The 16,086-nt window shown below is 52.5% G+C and carries 11 protein-coding genes; 5 read left to right on the top strand and 6 right to left on the bottom strand.

The window, feature by feature from the left end; all coding sequences use genetic code 11:
* Positions 1-17 precede the first annotated feature (17 nt).
* The 3 genes from ACTRXA_RS11300 (at position 18) to ACTRXA_RS11290 (ending at position 4,923) form a co-directional block, all read left to right on the top strand.
* The gene (locus tag ACTRXA_RS11300; protein ID WP_442427298.1) at positions 18-1,256 is read left to right on the top strand and encodes a hypothetical protein; all 1,239 of its coding nucleotides are present in this window, start codon (positions 18-20) and stop codon (positions 1,254-1,256) included.
* A 105-nt stretch (positions 1,257-1,361) separates the two neighbouring features.
* A complete protein-coding gene (locus tag ACTRXA_RS11295; protein WP_442427297.1) occupies positions 1,362-4,556 on the top strand; it encodes a DUF2309 domain-containing protein in 3,195 nt (1,064 codons plus the stop codon).
* Between the two features lie 31 nt (positions 4,557-4,587).
* Complete coding sequence (locus ACTRXA_RS11290; protein WP_442427296.1) at positions 4,588-4,923, top strand: P-II family nitrogen regulator; 336 nt, start codon at positions 4,588-4,590, stop codon at positions 4,921-4,923.
* A 184-nt stretch (positions 4,924-5,107) separates the two neighbouring features.
* Here ACTRXA_RS11290 and ACTRXA_RS11285 read toward each other — a convergent pair whose 3' ends face one another.
* The 5 genes from ACTRXA_RS11285 to ACTRXA_RS11265 all read right to left on the bottom strand — a co-directional run bounded on the left by ACTRXA_RS11285 (position 5,108) and on the right by ACTRXA_RS11265 (position 11,999).
* On the bottom strand, positions 5,108-6,769 hold the full coding sequence (locus ACTRXA_RS11285) for an ABC transporter ATP-binding protein (RefSeq protein WP_442427295.1): 1,662 nt from the start codon (positions 6,767-6,769) through the stop codon (positions 5,108-5,110).
* Positions 6,770-8,053, bottom strand: coding sequence for a TolC family protein (locus ACTRXA_RS11280; protein WP_442427294.1), 1,284 nt, complete (start codon positions 8,051-8,053; stop codon positions 6,770-6,772).
* Positions 8,054-8,306: 253 nt separating this feature from the next.
* Positions 8,307-9,737, bottom strand: coding sequence for an HlyD family secretion protein (locus ACTRXA_RS11275; protein ID WP_442427293.1), 1,431 nt, complete (start codon positions 9,735-9,737; stop codon positions 8,307-8,309).
* Between the two features lie 432 nt (positions 9,738-10,169).
* Positions 10,170-11,582 (bottom strand): ArnT family glycosyltransferase, encoded by a 1,413-nt coding sequence (locus tag ACTRXA_RS11270; RefSeq protein ID WP_442427292.1) that lies wholly within the window; start codon positions 11,580-11,582, stop codon positions 10,170-10,172.
* A 12-nt stretch (positions 11,583-11,594) separates the two neighbouring features.
* Positions 11,595-11,999, bottom strand: a complete 405-nt coding sequence (locus ACTRXA_RS11265) for a YqaA family protein (RefSeq protein ID WP_442427291.1) — start codon at positions 11,997-11,999, stop codon at positions 11,595-11,597.
* A 320-nt stretch (positions 12,000-12,319) separates the two neighbouring features.
* Here ACTRXA_RS11265 and ACTRXA_RS11260 point away from each other — a divergent pair, with 320 nt between their 5' ends.
* Both ACTRXA_RS11260 and arsC read left to right on the top strand, forming a co-directional pair.
* On the top strand, positions 12,320-14,008 hold the full coding sequence (locus ACTRXA_RS11260; RefSeq protein WP_442427290.1) for a SulP family inorganic anion transporter: 1,689 nt from the start codon (positions 12,320-12,322) through the stop codon (positions 14,006-14,008).
* Between the two features lie 90 nt (positions 14,009-14,098).
* Positions 14,099-14,446, top strand: a complete 348-nt coding sequence (gene arsC, locus ACTRXA_RS11255) for an arsenate reductase (glutaredoxin) (protein ID WP_442427289.1) — start codon at positions 14,099-14,101, stop codon at positions 14,444-14,446.
* 21 nt (positions 14,447-14,467) lie between these two features.
* On the opposite strand, the gene ACTRXA_RS11250 is transcribed toward arsC, so the two are convergent.
* Complete coding sequence (locus ACTRXA_RS11250) at positions 14,468-15,991, bottom strand: tetratricopeptide repeat protein (protein ID WP_442427288.1); 1,524 nt, start codon at positions 15,989-15,991, stop codon at positions 14,468-14,470.
* Positions 15,992-16,086 lie beyond the last annotated feature (95 nt).

The following is a 16,086-nucleotide window of genomic DNA, read 5'->3' as shown; positions in this document are numbered from 1 at the left end:
TACAATCGGAAATCAAAATGATTTTAGATAATTTCATTTCAATAATACTGGTGCTGATCCCAGTGGTTCTGGGGGTGGTGTGGCAGGCTTCGCGCATTTCACCTGGCAGGCTCAAGATCATGGGGCTGGCAGTGGTTGTTTTTCTGGCTGGCGGAATGGTCTTGATGCAGTCTGCATTTGGCATGGAACCGCCGGTCCTCCTTTTGACAGGTGCGGTGCTGCTCTCCGGATTTTGTTCCATTCTGGGTCAGGGTGATACGGTCGAGCCTGCCAACGTGAGTGCTTCGATCCTGATTGTTTTGGGTCTGGGCCTGGGTGTCCTGTGTCACCAGGGGCTGGTGGGCAGGCTATTTCTAATCGGCCTTTTGGGATACGTCCTCACCACATTCAATCGTGGAAAAAGCAATTCGATCAGGGAAAAACTGGTCTTTCCCCATCTTGTGGTTGCGATCATCCTGGCCATCAGTTCCATTTTAATTGGGAACCTCCTGGGTTTGTTTGCGGGTCTTTTCCTTGCCGTGACCTTCCTGCCGCTGGCCCCATTTCATCTTCCCTTCGTGGCAGTGATTGAGAATGCGAAAGGGACTCTGTCCAGCTTTTGGATTGTCTTGTGGCTGGCCATCGGACTTTCAGAATTGAACGGGATCCATTCCCTCCTCACTCCTGAAATGCTTTCCGGGGTGAGCCTGCTTGCTTTGGCAAGCGCGGTTTATGCTTCCATGGCCTGTCTTGGCCAGCCGAAAAGCAACTTGTTTGTGGCCTCCGCCACTGTGGCTCATGTGGCCCTGGTCTGGGGGTTGCTGGACGTGTTTTCCAGTTTCCCTGAATGGGGAGTCTCCTTTGGGGTGGCCGTGGCCCTTTTGATGGGGGGCGTCATCCTCGCGTTTTCCTTTGTCCGCCAGCGTTATGGATGGAACATCCTGGGGAAACTTCCAGGTCTGGCCTCCCCCATGCCCCGGTTTGGCATGGTCATGGTTTTTCTCGTGAGTTTCGCCATGTTTCTCCCGCTGTTTTCAACTTTTTCCGGATTGAGGTTCATGGAAACAACGGCAACGCAGGGTGGGGGAATCGCCGTGCTGTTGATCACATTTCTTGTGGTCTGGTTGGGAGGGGGATGGTATTTCTCGCGGATGCTTCATCAAACTGCTTTTGGCAAGGTACGCCCGGACGTGCCCTATACGGACCTGCGAAAAGGAGAGTTTTTTGCGGTATCGGCTTTGTTAATTTTTGCAGCGTACAGTGGGATGATCCACTAGCACGCTGTTTTCAATAAATAATTTTTTGGAGGTCAGCTAGCCCAAGCCATGAATCGCCTTGAAGTCAAAGAAAAGGTTGCGCCAAGTGAATTGCAGCGGATGGAATTGCGTTCACTCGTTAATTTGGCGGGTGAAACGATCTCGTATTTCTGGCCGATGAAAACCTTCATCCACCACAATCCGCTTCATGGATTGGAGGAATTGTCCTTTGAAAAGGCGATCAAGGAGGGTGAACGGGTTTTTGGAGGCCGTGGTTATCTGTGCAATACAGAGTACCGGAATTACTTCAAAGAGGGCCGGATATCTGAAAAGGCGGTTAAGGATGCCTTGAAAGACGTGTCGCAGGATACGGTGATCGCAATTGGCGACCGGAAACTTTCCCATCAGGAAGTTTTAAAAACCCTCCTCATTCACGGCACCGGAAAAATCGCTCCGGATGTGAGTTCGGCGGTATTGAAGACCTCCCTGGACCAGCCAGGGGTGAGGAACCTCGTTGAAAAAATTCAGGAGTTAACAAAAAAGCGGCAGCAGGGATCGTTCCTGACCGAGCACGGATGCCAGGAGCAGGAGGATATTGGAACAAAGTACACCATGGGAGAATGGTGCGATCATTCCCTGGGGACCACCGTACAGGACCAGATAAACAATGAGTTCATCAAATGGTGTGCGGGGTTTCTCGATGAAGGGCATGCTTCTTGGCACATGCCGTGCCGCGAAAAAACTTTTTATAATGGATGGAAAGAATTAGCCCAGGATGAATCAACGGGTGCCATTCTGGGAATTTCAAATTGGCAGGCCAAAATCCGGGGGTTGCCGGACCGGCCTGAGGACTCCATTTTGGAAAGCTTGAATTTGATGAAGCTTCCCAAGGAATTGTGGAGTAACTATTTCACGTTGAAGTTGACCCGCATGTCCGGCTGGACCGGGTTCATCAAATGGCGGGCGGACCAGACGGACTATGAATGGCAGCAGTCTTTTCCCATCGACTTGGTCCAGTATATGGCTGTCCGCATGTTTTATGAGCGGGAATTTGTGGCACTGGCGTGTGAAGATAAACTGGGGATCCCCGGAAACTATGAAGCGATACAATCCTACCTGAAAAATCATTCCATTGGGTACGGCCTCTATAAGGAATTCCAATTGCGCGGCCTGCCGGATGAACTGGAAGGTAGCCTGAATGCGTCCCTGTTCATTCAGAATCCGTTGAGAATCGACGTTCTTGACCGGTGTGATCCGGAATTGATTGCAAAATGGGAACGAATCCGGCAACAGCAGGAAACGGATGTTCAAGCCCTCGTCATTTTGCACCTGGCCCGATCTCTGGCCCTTCCGGTTCAGGAATTTCTGAAAAGCACACCGGAGGCATTGACCACGTTGTTTGATTGGATCGAGGAGTTCCCGGAATCCCGGCACGGACCCATCTGGCTCGAGGCATTTGAATCCAGCTATCTCAAAGAATTTGTCAAACAGATTTCGCCCAATTTTAAAAAACTGGGCAAGGACGATTCGGCGGAGGAAAAAGCCCAGGAATCGAGGCCACTGGCCCAGGCGGTTTTTTGTATTGATGTTCGTTCCGAGGGTTTCAGGAGGCATCTTGAAGAAGTGGGTGGGAATGAAACGTTTGGATTCGCCGGTTTCTTTGGGGTCCCGATTTGTTATCAGGGATTTTCCAGCGAACAGCAAACGGATCAATGCCCGGTCCTTCTAAAACCAAAACACATCGTCAGGGAAATCCCCCGCGCCTACCAGGGCTGGGATGCAGAAAAAGCCCTGGTCCGGCAGAAACTCGCCAAGACCGGCAATGCGCTGCTTGAAGAACTCAAGGAGAACGTGATCACGCCCTATGTCATGGTGGAAGCGATTGGCTGGTTTTATGGTTTCAAGCTTTTCGGCCAAACCCTGCATCCCAAACTGTACAAGTCTTTTATATCGATGGTAAAAGACCCGTTTGACGTTCCCTTAAACACAACGCTGACCGTGGACAAGATCAGCCGCGAAGAAGCCCAGGAAATGGTCGCGTCCCAGCACCGGGCGGCCATTTATAAATTATTGATAGAGCGGTATGGCCGGAGAGGTGCCGCCGTTCCCCATGACCAGATTGAACGATTGCGGCAACTGGCAATGCAGGAAAATTCCGGCGAATCCAACGGAAATTCCGAATTGCTTCGGTTGTTGCGCTGGACAGAATACGACCTGGAGAAATTTATTCAGGTGCTCAGAAATGATTTCAATATTACCGAGCGGGACGTGGCCCATCGGATGCACCGAATCACACAGACCGGGTTTACGGTAACGGAGCAGGCCCATTTTGTGGAAACGGCCCTTAGAATCATGGGATTCACGAAAACATTTGCCCGGCTCGTCCTGCTCTGTGCGCATGGCAGCACATCCGACAACAATCCCTACGAATCCGCCCTGGATTGCGGGGCCTGCGGCGGCAACCACGGGGTCTCCAACGCCAGAACCCTGGCGGTCATGGCGAACAAGCCCCAGGTCCGGCAGATGCTGGCCGAAAAGGGCCTAGTGATTCCCCCGGATACGCATTTTCTTCCAGGTCAGCACGACACGACCACGGATGCGGTTAAACTGTTTGACTTGGAAGACGTTCCGGCAACCCATCGAAAGGATTTGCTCAGGCTTCAGAAAGACCTCAGGCAAGCAGGTGAAAACAACAGCCGGGAACGGCTGGGCCGCTTCCCGGACGAGCCCAAAAGGACAGGGGAGTTCCGAGCGCTGGATCTGACAAAGAAACGGAGCGTGGACTGGTCGCAGGTCCGGCCGGAATGGGGGCTTTCCGGGCATACGGCCTTCATTGCGGGGCGTCGCCTGTTGACCCAGGGGATCAATCTGGAAGGCCGGGCTTTTCTGCATTCCTATGACCACAGTCAGGACCCCAATGGAAAGTATCTGGAGATCATCATGACCGCCCCGATGATCGTCGGCAACTGGATCAACATGGAGCATTATTTTTCCACCGTGGATCCCGAGGTGTACGGGAGCGGCAGCAAGGTTTACCACAACGTGGTGGGCCGCCTGGGAGTCATGTATGGAACCCAAAGCGATCTATGTATTGGACTTCCCATCCAAACGGTTTATGATGGGGACAAACCCTATCATGAGCCCATGCGGCTATTCGCTGTGATTGAGGCTCCCCCGAAAAAAATCACGGACGTCATGGCGCGACATGAATTTCTTCAGGAAATGTTACGAAATCAATGGATTCATCTCGTTGCTCTGGATCCCGATAGCATGGAGTTTTTTCTCTTTCAATCGCCTGACGATTGGGAGCCAGTTCAATAAAAACCAATTTGTTTGGGAGGATTGAGGCATCATGAGTGGTATTGAACTTCATCCAATGAAAGAAATAAAAATCATTGTCGAGGGAGAGCATCTTCATTTTGTGACAGATGTCCTGGATCGCATTAAAGCCAGTGGTTATACGATTTTCAGCAACATTTCAGGAAAAGGGCATCACGGCTTTCATGAAGGCCATCTGATGTTCAATGACACCAGCAGTTTGCAGATGGTCCTCACCATCGTGCCGGAAGAGAAACTGGATCCCATTCTCTCTGCCCTCAAACCGTTTCTGGAGCGTCACTCAGGAGGGGTTTTCGTGCTGGAGGCCAGTGTGCTTCGAAGGGATCATTTTGCGCCCAAGGATTCATAGCGAATTTTGTGGACAACAACGAGAATATCCAGTCCCACCCGGGAATGAGTTCGAGCCGTTGCTTGTAGCCGGGAATCCGACTTTCCCGATGATGGCCTTCTGAGGCCTTTCCACAGAGAGACACCCTGCCCCCCTGTCCCCTCTTTTTCAGTCGCGAGTTTGCATGGACACATAGGTTGGTGGTTTATAGTAGCTGGAGTTCCGGAAGAGACATTTGATTTTCAGTGAAGTCCTTGATGTTGGGATCGGCGGTAACGATAACGAGCGTCCAAGGATGGTCTGGAGAGCAAAGGTTTTCGAGGATGAGCTTCCGGTTTTGATTCGGTACTTCATGCAATGCCCCTTCCAAAATCAACAGGGGCGGGCGTGTGATAATGGCTCTCGCGAGTAAAATCTGTACCCGGAGGCTGGGAGGAATGTCCTGACCCTCATCATAAACGGGGGTTTCCAGGCCATGGGGCAGTCTGTCCAGTTCACTCCTCAATTGCGTAACTTGTAAAGCCCATACCAAATCCTGGGAACTGATCCCGGGCCGTCCCATAGTGATGTTGTCCGTAATCGTCCCTTCAAACAGCGTAAAATACATATGGAACATTACGCTGCGGTGGGCGTAAACCTGACTTGGCGCAAGGCTTCTCACATCCATTTTGTTATACAAAACCGTACCATGTGAAACCGGTGCCAGGCCGGCCAGAATCCGGGAAACGCGATGACAGACGAATTCAGTGGGACAAATGACGGCCCACTTTTCTCCCGGCTGTGCTTCAAATGGAATGCTTTTGATATTGTTTTCCGTGCCAATAGCCCAACTCAAATCGTTGCATTGAAGGTGCAGCTGCTTGACGCTCGATTTCGGAATGATGAGCTCGGATCCGCCTTCAAGTTCATCCTGGGGTGAGGAGAACAGGTGCTCCAGTTCATGCAGTGCGGTAAAAAAATAAAAGATGACATAAAACCGCTTTATCACCTGCTCCATGTTGAGCAGCAGGCTGGCCACCACCACTTCCGCTGCAACCAGTTGCCCCACCGTCAGTTCATCCTGACTCAACAACCAACCCGCTGTTCCAAGCAATCCTGTATGGATCACAACCTGGAGTATGATGGAACCGATATATTGTCTCAGCAATGCGCGGAACCGGCTTTTTCGGGACTGTACGTACGCCGATGCCAAATGATCAGCGCGTTTCTGGATAATGGATGAGCAATCGATGGATTTGCAATGGAGAAGGTTTTCCGCAATATTTTGAAACCAGCGGAAGGTGGCGTATTTGGCGTCCGACATTTCCAGAGTGTCGCGCAGGCCGCCCTTGCCCAGCACCGCGATCACGACGATGGCTAAAACCAGGAAAATGTCGAAGATGATGAAATAGGGATGATACAGGACAAGAAGGATCATTCCGATGATTCCACTGACGAAAACGTTCGTGAGGTCCACGAATAAACTGGAAAAAGCCCGTTGGAGAAATACCAGTTCGAAAAACTGATTGATGTTGTAAGCGCGGAAATCATCCATCTTGAAGCGCGGCAATACCCTGGCGAGAGCCAGCGTCACACGGACAAACAATCGACGTTCGACAATATCCGTTGCATAAAACTGGAGGACACGGAAAACTCCGGCAAAAAGCAGGATCCCCGCCATGATGCCGACCAGTGTGGCGACCATGAAAGGGGTGACTGCGAAGGCAAATGTGTTGACCATTTCCTGGACGGTTAAAGGAATGATCAGGGAAAATACACCGACCGCCCCGGCATAAATGATCATGAACCAGAAAATTTTCCGGTCCTGTCTCAAAAACAGGCCGAGGCGATCCAGGTTTTCCCTCAGAGTTGGGACCCGATTGAGCATCTATTCGTTTTCCTCCGGTTCCTGAGTTTCATCAGGGTTCAAACCCTTTGCCCATTTTCCGGTAGCCCAATGGTAAAGCGCCAGGGCCTTCTGGTAATCGGACATCGCATTGATCCATTCTTTCTGTGCATTGAGGACGTTGCGCTCCCGGATATTCACGACAAGCAGGCTTGCCGTACCCAGTTCGAAACGCGTGCGCTCGCCCTTCTCCAGTTCCAGAGCGTAATCCAGGGATTGGCGTAGAACTTCCACTCTTTCACGTGCGCGGAGAAGGGAAGAGCGGGCATTGTCCACATCCATCTTGATTTTCTGAATCTGGTATCGTTGAAGCATTCTGAGACGCTCTCCTTCCCCCCGGACTTTGAGGAGGTCACCCCGGGCCTCGCGTTGCCGGAAAGGAATTGAAAGCTGGATTCCGAACCGGTATCCCAGACCCAGCACAAATTCACCGGGTTTTCTGGTGGGTGAGGCTTCCAATAGCAGTTCCGGCAGCATTTTGTTCTCGGCTACCTTCAAGTCGATCTGGTTGAATTCGGCCTCAAGGTCCACCTGTTTCACTTCAGGACGTTTGGAGAGGGCATCGGCACGATCCACTTCATACGATACCAATGCCAGGTCCGGATGCGCGGGAGGAAATTCGGGAGCGCTGAGATTATCGGGGACCACTACATCGTCATCCTTCCACATGAAAAGTGCCAGCTTGAACTGCTCCTTTTCCACACTTCGGCTGGCCTTGATCAGGTTGTTTTTTCTCTGCTGTGCTTCCTGGCGGGCATCAATGACGTCAAAAGGAGCCCTGGCTCCGGATTCCACCTGATCCATCAACTGGGTCACGCGTTCTTCGGCGACCTGCACCGCCTTTTTATTTATTGCCCGGATTTTCATAGCGGCCACCCAGTTCCAGTACTGGGTGGCGGCACCGAGGTACAGCTCCTGCCGGGTTTGCTGGATATCCAGCGTTGCCTGTCGGTCCGCCAGTGAGGTTTTTTCTATCTGCGCATTTTCAGGATTGTTGATGAAACCGCGAAGGAGCGGAATCACGATGCCCATCAAGGGTTGGTTGGTGGTATCGATCCCAAGGTCAGCGACCTCCACATCTCCGATTCCAGCGCGAAATCCAACAAACCCCTTAATGCCCCAGCGGTGCTGGAGTTCCAGAAAGGTATCATTGAACCCCACGCTTTTGGTGGTGCCATCCTTGGCAAGGCGTTCCAGTTCCCAGTCATTTACCAGTTTGGGTTCCACCTTCCCGAGGGCTTCCAGCAGTTTACCGCTGGCAATCATTCGCTTGGCCCGGGCTCTTTTCAGAAGAGGGTGTTCTTCTTCCAAACCTTCAAATATCGCCTCCATGGTCAAAATTGACCCGGATTCCAATTTCGGGGAAGTCAGTATGATATCGTCTGCCCACAAGGGGGAGACCGGAACCGCCGCCCCCAACATCCATATCAAAACCATCAGTTTCAGGTTTACGGGTTTACCAGCAAACGGGTTTTTAATGGTTCTGGAAATAAACCGGGATTGCCGTAATTCCATAACATTATTTCCTTGGCCTTCCTGCCTTGGGAAGGATGGTTTCTAAAAAGCGTTTGTTGTTTTGGACTTTATAATCGGGTGGAAAGAGATTGATTCTGCGCCAGATTTCGTACCACAGAGGCACACGATTCAACATGACCCAGCCTTTAACGTTGGTGCCGGGGCGCACCTGCCATTGTGGCGGCCAACGGCGCCGGTCGGTATCAGGCACCACCCACAAGCGGAAATCGCCATTGGAACTGACCGCCTTGTCAACCACCTTGATGCGCCCGTCATAGGTTCCCGCCATCAGTTCGGGCCAGGCTGGAAGCGGGATGGCCGGCACTCCCTGAAAGAGCAGACGGACATTGTGCCCCGCCCGGAGCAGGGGCGCATCGATGGAATTGGCCCACATTTCCACTGCGGGCGAATTGCTTTTGGGAACCAATGTGAACAACAGGTCACCTTCCTGGACGATTTCCCCCGGACCCAAAGCGGAAAGGCGGACAATGGTTCCCTCAAACGGAGCCACCACGTGTCCGGCCTGGTTTCTCTGGAAGGCGTTGGATCGTTTCAATTCAAGATCCGCAAGATCACTGGCGATCTTGGAAACGTGGCTCAGCACATACGCCCGTTTTGACCGGATATCCAGCAAGGTCTGGGTAAGCTCGGCCTGGATTTTTTCCCGGTCGAAAACAAGAGCCTGCCGGGCATTCCGGGCTTCCTTCAATACCGCCTCCGCCGCTTTCAGCTCCGCTTCCGTTTCCGTCATTTTCTGGATAGCAAGTTCGAGTTCCCGCCGCGACAGCAGACCCTTCTCCTCCAGTTTTCGGGACCGTGCCAGGTTCAGCCTGGCGGTTTCAACTGCGCCCCTGGCGGGTGGGATCAATTGTTCGATATTCTGGATTTTGTTCTCCGCTTCCGAGATTCTGGCTTCTGCTTTGGAAAGGGCGGCTTCGACGAGCAGGGCCATTTCTTCCGCTCGCCCCTCCAGGTGCCGGGCCTGCTCAAGGGAAGCGTTCCTTTGCTCTTCCAGTGCCCGGCGGGACTGGTCCAGGCGCTTGATGAGGTCCGGCGCCATGAAATTGGGATTGATGTCACCAAGTTTGAGGACAATCTGTCCTTTGGCCACATGGACCCCCTCGTTCGCTTTCCATTCCAGAATTCTTCCATTGATCCTGGAATGAATTTTCTGAGGACGTTGCTCCGGGAGGTAGGCGGAAAGTTGGCCTTGAACGGTAATGGTCTGGGTCCAGGGAACGAAAATGACAAAAGCGGCAAAAATAAGAAAGACCAATACGGTCACCCGGGCCCATCCCGCCAGCCGTTTGGGAACTTTGACTAAGGAAGGGGATTGCCTCTGGCCATCTTCCACCAGAATTTGCGGAGAAAAAGGTCCTGTTTCCAGACCCAGTCCTTCCGGGGAGCGGCGTGAATTCGTTCCAGAATTGCTCATGGCCATTCCTGACGAATAAGAAAACGGTTGGTTCTATACCAATAAAACCTCCGAATAAAAAGGAGGTTTTGCTTGAGTGTGATCGCTCCAGAAAGCAGGTGGGTTAAGTGCCAATGCTTTTATCCAAACCCGTTTAATTGAGGCCGGGGGATGAACAGGAAGCACCCTCTGCTGCGAAGCGATTCAAATAATGTGCCTTCAGTCGAATGCGTCTATTATAGTCCAATTGGATTAAGTAGTAAAAACTCAATATACAAAAAAATAATTCATATGTCCGGGTCCTTTCTTCTTTAGAGAGAAATCCTGTTTTGAGAACGCCCTTATAGATTTGTGGATGGCGATTTTCACAATTATGAAACATGTTTTCTTAAGTACCGCGACCAAAATTTGATTCGCCTTCAAGGGCTTTCAGAAAGTTGTGGGTTGGGACGATTATTTTGGGCAGACGGTGCCGCGGCACCGCAGGTATAGGGTTCCTCCGGGCAAAGGGTAGGTGGTCACCACCCGGTCATCTGGGAACTGGTATTCGCGTGCGAGCACGAAGGCATCCGTCCAACCCGGGCCGGGTTTTGTCAAGGGAGGCTTTGGAAATCCCAGGCTGTCGATGTGTGCCGTCACGCTGAGTCCGAGAGAGGAAGAGTCGACGACATACAGAGGATGGGATCCTGTAGTGGCCATCACCTGCCGCGCGGCGTTGGGGTAGGCATCCAGATGACCCTTCGTTTTGTACCAGAGAAAGGCACCGGTCGTGAACACCAGTTTCATGGCAACCATCACGCTGAAAAGAGGAACCATCCACTTGCGAAGAGGGAGTCCTTCCGGTTTCGACACCCACAGAGCAAACAACAGCGCGCACCACGGATAGAGGGGCAGGATGTAACGGATGTTGGTTGAGAGTGCAAAAAGGTAAGGAAGGTAATTCAAAAATACGAGCCACGCTACAATTTTTGCCAAAGAATTATCTTTTAAAGAGGGCAGGGTGCGGTTTTGAAATATCAACAAAACCATGATCGCACTTCCCGGTAGCAAGACGATAAAACTCTCGGTTAAAAAAGCAACCCGGTCCTTGAAATAAGTCCATGGAGAAAATGCGGACCCCCCACCGCTCAATTTGTCGATCAAGACCTTCAGCATGGCGGAATGAGTGCCGCCACCTTCAACCCAACCCCACCAGAAGAGGGGAACCAGCAACGCGAGCGCATGCATCAGAATCGAGAGGGGTGACCCTAACATCCTGCGCCCCGATTTTTCGAGGATAAAAACAGCACCAAGAGCAACGGCGTAAAAAACATATCCGGTCACCGCTTTGGTTAAAAACGATCCCGCCAACCCAAACGCAACGCCGATTAAAAATTCAACACGGTTTTCATGAACCGCCAAAATCAACGAGGCTACGGCGATAAAAACAAAAATTCCGAACAGCGGGTCGGCGTAAGCGAGCCAGCCGCGAAAAAACAGGACGTCGCCTGAAAAGAAAAACAGGACACTCATAAAAGCAAGTCGGCTGTTGCGATAAACTCGCGAGACAAATGCAAAGAGGAGACATCCCGTCCCCACCGTAGCCAGGGCGGCCACCAGACGCGATGCAACCAGGACGTTCTCCCACCCCGTAATGTGGGCGAGGGGAATCACCAGCCAGTTCATCAGAGGAGGGCGCGGATAGGGTTCCCCGTAAAAGGTGGGAGTCCGCCACTCGCTGCGATGTACCATTTCCATCGAAGTGATGGTATAAACCCCTTCCTCACCTGTGTAGGGCAGGAAAAGAGTTGGAAGAAAGCTCAATACAGCCAGGACCAGAATTATCCGGTAGCGTGATGTATCTGGAGAAACCTCTTGAGCTGGCATGTCCGGTCCCGGTCAGCTATTCAGGGTAATGTAAGTGATCACCACGTACCTCCCCAGTTTGCCGATCGTAACCAGCAGTAGAAACGTGGAAAGGTTCACGCGCAACACTCCCGCCGCGACGGTGAGGGGGTCGCCGATCACCGGGACCCACGCAAAGAGGAGGGAAGTGGTGCCATACTTTTGGTACCTTGCCAGTGCGGTATCAATTTCTCTTTTTGAAGTACTGGAAAAATTTCGTTTGAATAATTTGGTGCCTCCGTACCCCAGCCCGTAATTCACGACGGAACCCAGCACGTTGCCCAGGGTGGCAATGGCAACCAGAACCGAGGGTGTCAGGCCGTTCAACAGGAGGGCGCTCAGAACCACCTCGGAACTCAAAGGGAGAATCGTTGCCGCGAGAAACGCGGCGGTAAACATCCCCAGATAATTCCATTCTATAAGCGATTCCAAATGCGTACTCTTAAAATGAAAAATTGTGAAAAACGTTTGAATATCAGCTGGCAGAACACAAACCTGTTGAGAGAACCAATGGTACTGGAATTGAATTCGTTTTTGTAGAGCCTCCGGGTACTGAACCGGGGAAAACGGATTCGGCCCTTTTTAAAATGGAGAAATAATCCCAACAAGAAACAGTGGACTTTTGCGAGCGATGGACTACTATTGAAATGCCACCGGCTCCTTGAAATTGGCAGCGACAGTCACCCTTGTTCAAATGCGAACCTTTTTGGTGCTTGCATGTGGCTTCCACACCGGAATTGAAACGCTTCACTTTTGCCAACTGGCGCGGGGATATGGCCGGAGGCATTTCGGCCGGAATCGTGGGCATTCCCCTGGCGCTGGCATTTGGAGCCCAGTCGGGACTGGGTCCCGTGGCGGGATTCTATGGTGCCATCGCACTGAGCCTGGTCGCATCGGTATCTGGCGGTACGCCTACCCAGATCAGCGGACCCACCGGGCCCATGCTTGTCGTTGCCGCCCTTGTGGTCAGCGGGTCGATCGAACAGGCAGGAAGCCTGGAAGCTGCCCTTCCCACCATCATCGCAACCTTCTTTTTTTCAGGAGTGATGCAGGCCCTCTTCGGAGTTTTGAGGTTCGGCAAATACATCCGGTACATCCCTTATCCCGTGGTCTCCGGTTTCATGACGGGAATCGGGATCATCATCATTCTTCTCCAGATTTTTCCATTGGTGGGAAAAGAATCGCCAAAGGGAATCCACAACATATTGCTCGGGCTCCCTCAATTATTTACCGACTTCAATTTCGAGGCCGCGGGACTGGGTTTGGTCACGGTGGCCATCATTTTTCTTTTTCCCAAAATCACGCGCACTGTGCCGAATATTTTGTTGGCCCTGGTCACTGTTTCCGTGCTGGCGGTATGGACGGGTTTCAAAGTGGTCAACATCGGCGCCATTCCTTCACAGCTTCCGGAATTCAGGCTGGCCCTTCTTTTGAACTGGGAATTGATGAATCTGGAATTGATTTTTTATTCCGGAATCACCTTGGCCCTTCTGGGAAGCATCGATTCCCTGCTCACTTCGGTGATTGCCGACAACGTGACCAAAACCAAACATGACAGCAACCAGGAATTGATCGGCCAGGGACTGGGTAACATGGCTGCGGCATCCATTGGCGGCATCCCCGGGGCGGGGACCACCATGTCCACCCTCGTCAACACCAATTCGGGAGCGCGGACGCGGCTTTCCGGCGTGGTGCACGGCCTGTCCCTGATTCTGGTTCTGATGGTGGCCGGACCCTGGGTGTCCCGGATTCCCGTTCCGGTACTGGCGGGAATCCTGGTGACGGTGGGGATCGGCATCATCGACTACAAAGGCCTGAAGCACATCCGCCGGCTCCCACGCGAAGAGACGGCCGTCATGATTGCGGTATTATCGATGACCGTATTCGCGGACCTCATTCAGGCCGTGGCCCTGGGTATGATTCTATCCTCCATCCTGTTCATGAAAAAAATGGGGGACCTGGCCGAAACCCAGACGGAAGTCATGTCGTTGGGCTCCTATTCCAATTCGCAGGACTCGTCCCCCGATGAGAGCGTTTGCCTGACGTCCGAATTGTCCGACGCGGTTTTCATCAAGCGCCTGCGCGGTCCGCTTTTTTTTGGGTTTGCGATGACGTTTCAGGATATCGCCAAACAGTTCCAGGGGATTCGGATTGTCATTCTTAAAATGAAGGAAGTGCCGTTCATCGACCAGACCGGGCTGTTTGCCATGGAAGAGGTGGTCCTGGATTTGAAAAGTCGTGGGATCACCGTGTTCATTTGCGGCCTGCAGGATCAACCCCGGGACATGCTCATGAAAATAGACATGATTCCCAGTTTGGTTCCAGAACGCTTCCTGTTTTCGGACCTCGCCGGTTGTGTGGATTATCTCAGCCGTAGGAAATCCCTGAATTTCTCCGAGGACGATTGATTTTCCATTGTCCTCCGCTCTTCTTTGAGCGAAGCTGGTGGAGATTTTGAATTATGGTTTTAAAGGAATCTGATATTCAGGGAAAAAATCATGGCAGTCACCATCTACCACAATCCAAAATGCAGTAAATCGCGCGCGACGCTGGAGTTGCTGAAGGAAAAAGGCGTCGAGCCTCAAGTCATCGAATACCTTAAAACTCCACCGCCGGCAGACGAATTGAAAAACATTCTTGGAAAGCTCGGTTTGTCGCCGCGCGAGTTGATGCGAAAAAAAGAGGACGAATACGGGGAGTTGAATCTCGACAACCCCGGACTGACAGACGACGAACTGATTCAGGCGATGGCGCAGAATCCCATCCTCATCGAGCGCCCCATCGTGCTCGCAAACGGCAAAGCCGCGCTCGGACGTCCACCGGAGCAGGTTCTCGACATCCTGTAAGCGGATTGGAGGAAGGGGTTTTCACTCCCCTGGAGGGCTTTCGCTAAGGCGGGTCACCACGTTGAAACCGGGAATGGGTTCGTCGCGTTCCATGCGGACCACCGTTTCTTCAAACGCCAGGCAGGTGAAACCATTTTTTTCTGCAATGGATTCGATGTAAGACCGGGAATGGGCGTAGCGTCCGGTCGGGCGCAGGGCGAAATCGGTTTCATCAACCCGTTCTACCGAAAACAAAAACCACGCGCCAGCGGATGCGCGTTTCTGCACCGCCTGGAATAACGGATCCAGGTCACCGATGTACACCAGCACGTCCGCGGCAATGAACAGGTCGAATCTTTCCTGGGCCCGGTCCAGAAACTCGACCAGTCCTCCTTCATGCAACGCATCGTAGATATTTTTATCGCGGGCCTTTTGCAGCATCCTCGCGGAGAGGTCCACACCCGTCAACTTTTGGGTGCGTGATTTGAAGGCTTCTCCGGAAAGTCCGGTACCGCAACCCAGGTCGACAGCGCATTCAAAAACCTTATCCTCAGGAACTGAAGCGTCCAGCATCTGACGCAGTTCTTTGGGTGACTGGTATTTGAGGGAGAGGACCAACCTTTCCTCGAACTCCGGAGCCGCCTTGTCAAACAACCGGGAGACGTAATCTGCAGGCGCGGCCTGGGTGGTTGTGCCGCGCAGGGCGTCCATCATGTGCCGGGCCGTGTGATTTGCGGGATCGATCTCCAATACCGTTTCATAGGTCTCGCGCGCCCGGTCCATATCCATTTGCAGGTAATACATGTGGGCCAGGTTATTGTATGCCTTGGCAAACCTGGGATTGGCGTTCACCGCCTGCTGATAGCAGGCCAAAGCCTGTTCGGCATTTCCCTGCGCTTCATGCAGGTTGCCGAGATTGAAATGGGCATCCGCGAATCGGGGATTGATGTCCAGGGCGCGTTGGTAGGCATCCACCGCCTCTTTGATCTCCCCGCATTCCCGCAACATGATGCCAAGATTGTTCCAGGCGTGGGCGTAGGATGGATCGAGGAAGACCGTACGTTCGAATTGCCGGCGGGCTTCTTTCACGTCTCCCAGGGTGGAAAGGGCGTTTCCCAGGTTGAACGGATAATCCGGATCGGTGGGATCGATTGCTGCCGCTCGACGGAAGGCATCGACCGCCTGCGTATGGTGGCCCCATTCCAGTTCGACCAGCCCCAGGTTGAACCATGCCGGATCGAGGCGGTCGTTGATCCGCACGGCTTTTTGATATGCCTCCGCCGCTTCCTTCAGCCGTCCGCGTTCCCGCAGCACTTTTCCAAGGTTGTAGTGCGCTTCGGCAAAACCGTCGTCCACCGCCAGCGCGCGGCGAATGAAAGCCTCTGCTTCCGAAGGGTTGCCTTTCTGGAAGGCCAGCACTCCCAGAATATGCAGCGCGTCGAAATGGTTGGCGTCGAGTTCCAAAACCTGTTGAAGGCAATTCCGGGCATCTTCCAGGCGTTGGGTATTGAGTGCCTGCGCCGCTTCCTGAAGAAGCTGGTCAATACTGAGTTGAGGATTTTGCAAAACGTATCCTGTTTTGAAGTGTCATTCGCAAGAGTTCGAGTCCTATGTCACAAGACCTCTATTATTCGGATTTTTTGAATTATCACAAGGGAAAC

It is taken from the genome of Nitrospina sp. P1_D6 (assembly GCF_052156615.1).
Taxonomy (GTDB): domain Bacteria; phylum Nitrospinota; class Nitrospinia; order Nitrospinales; family Nitrospinaceae; genus Nitrospina.
Note: the sequence above shows the minus strand (reverse complement) of the source record. Positions and strands in the feature narration are given on the sequence as shown.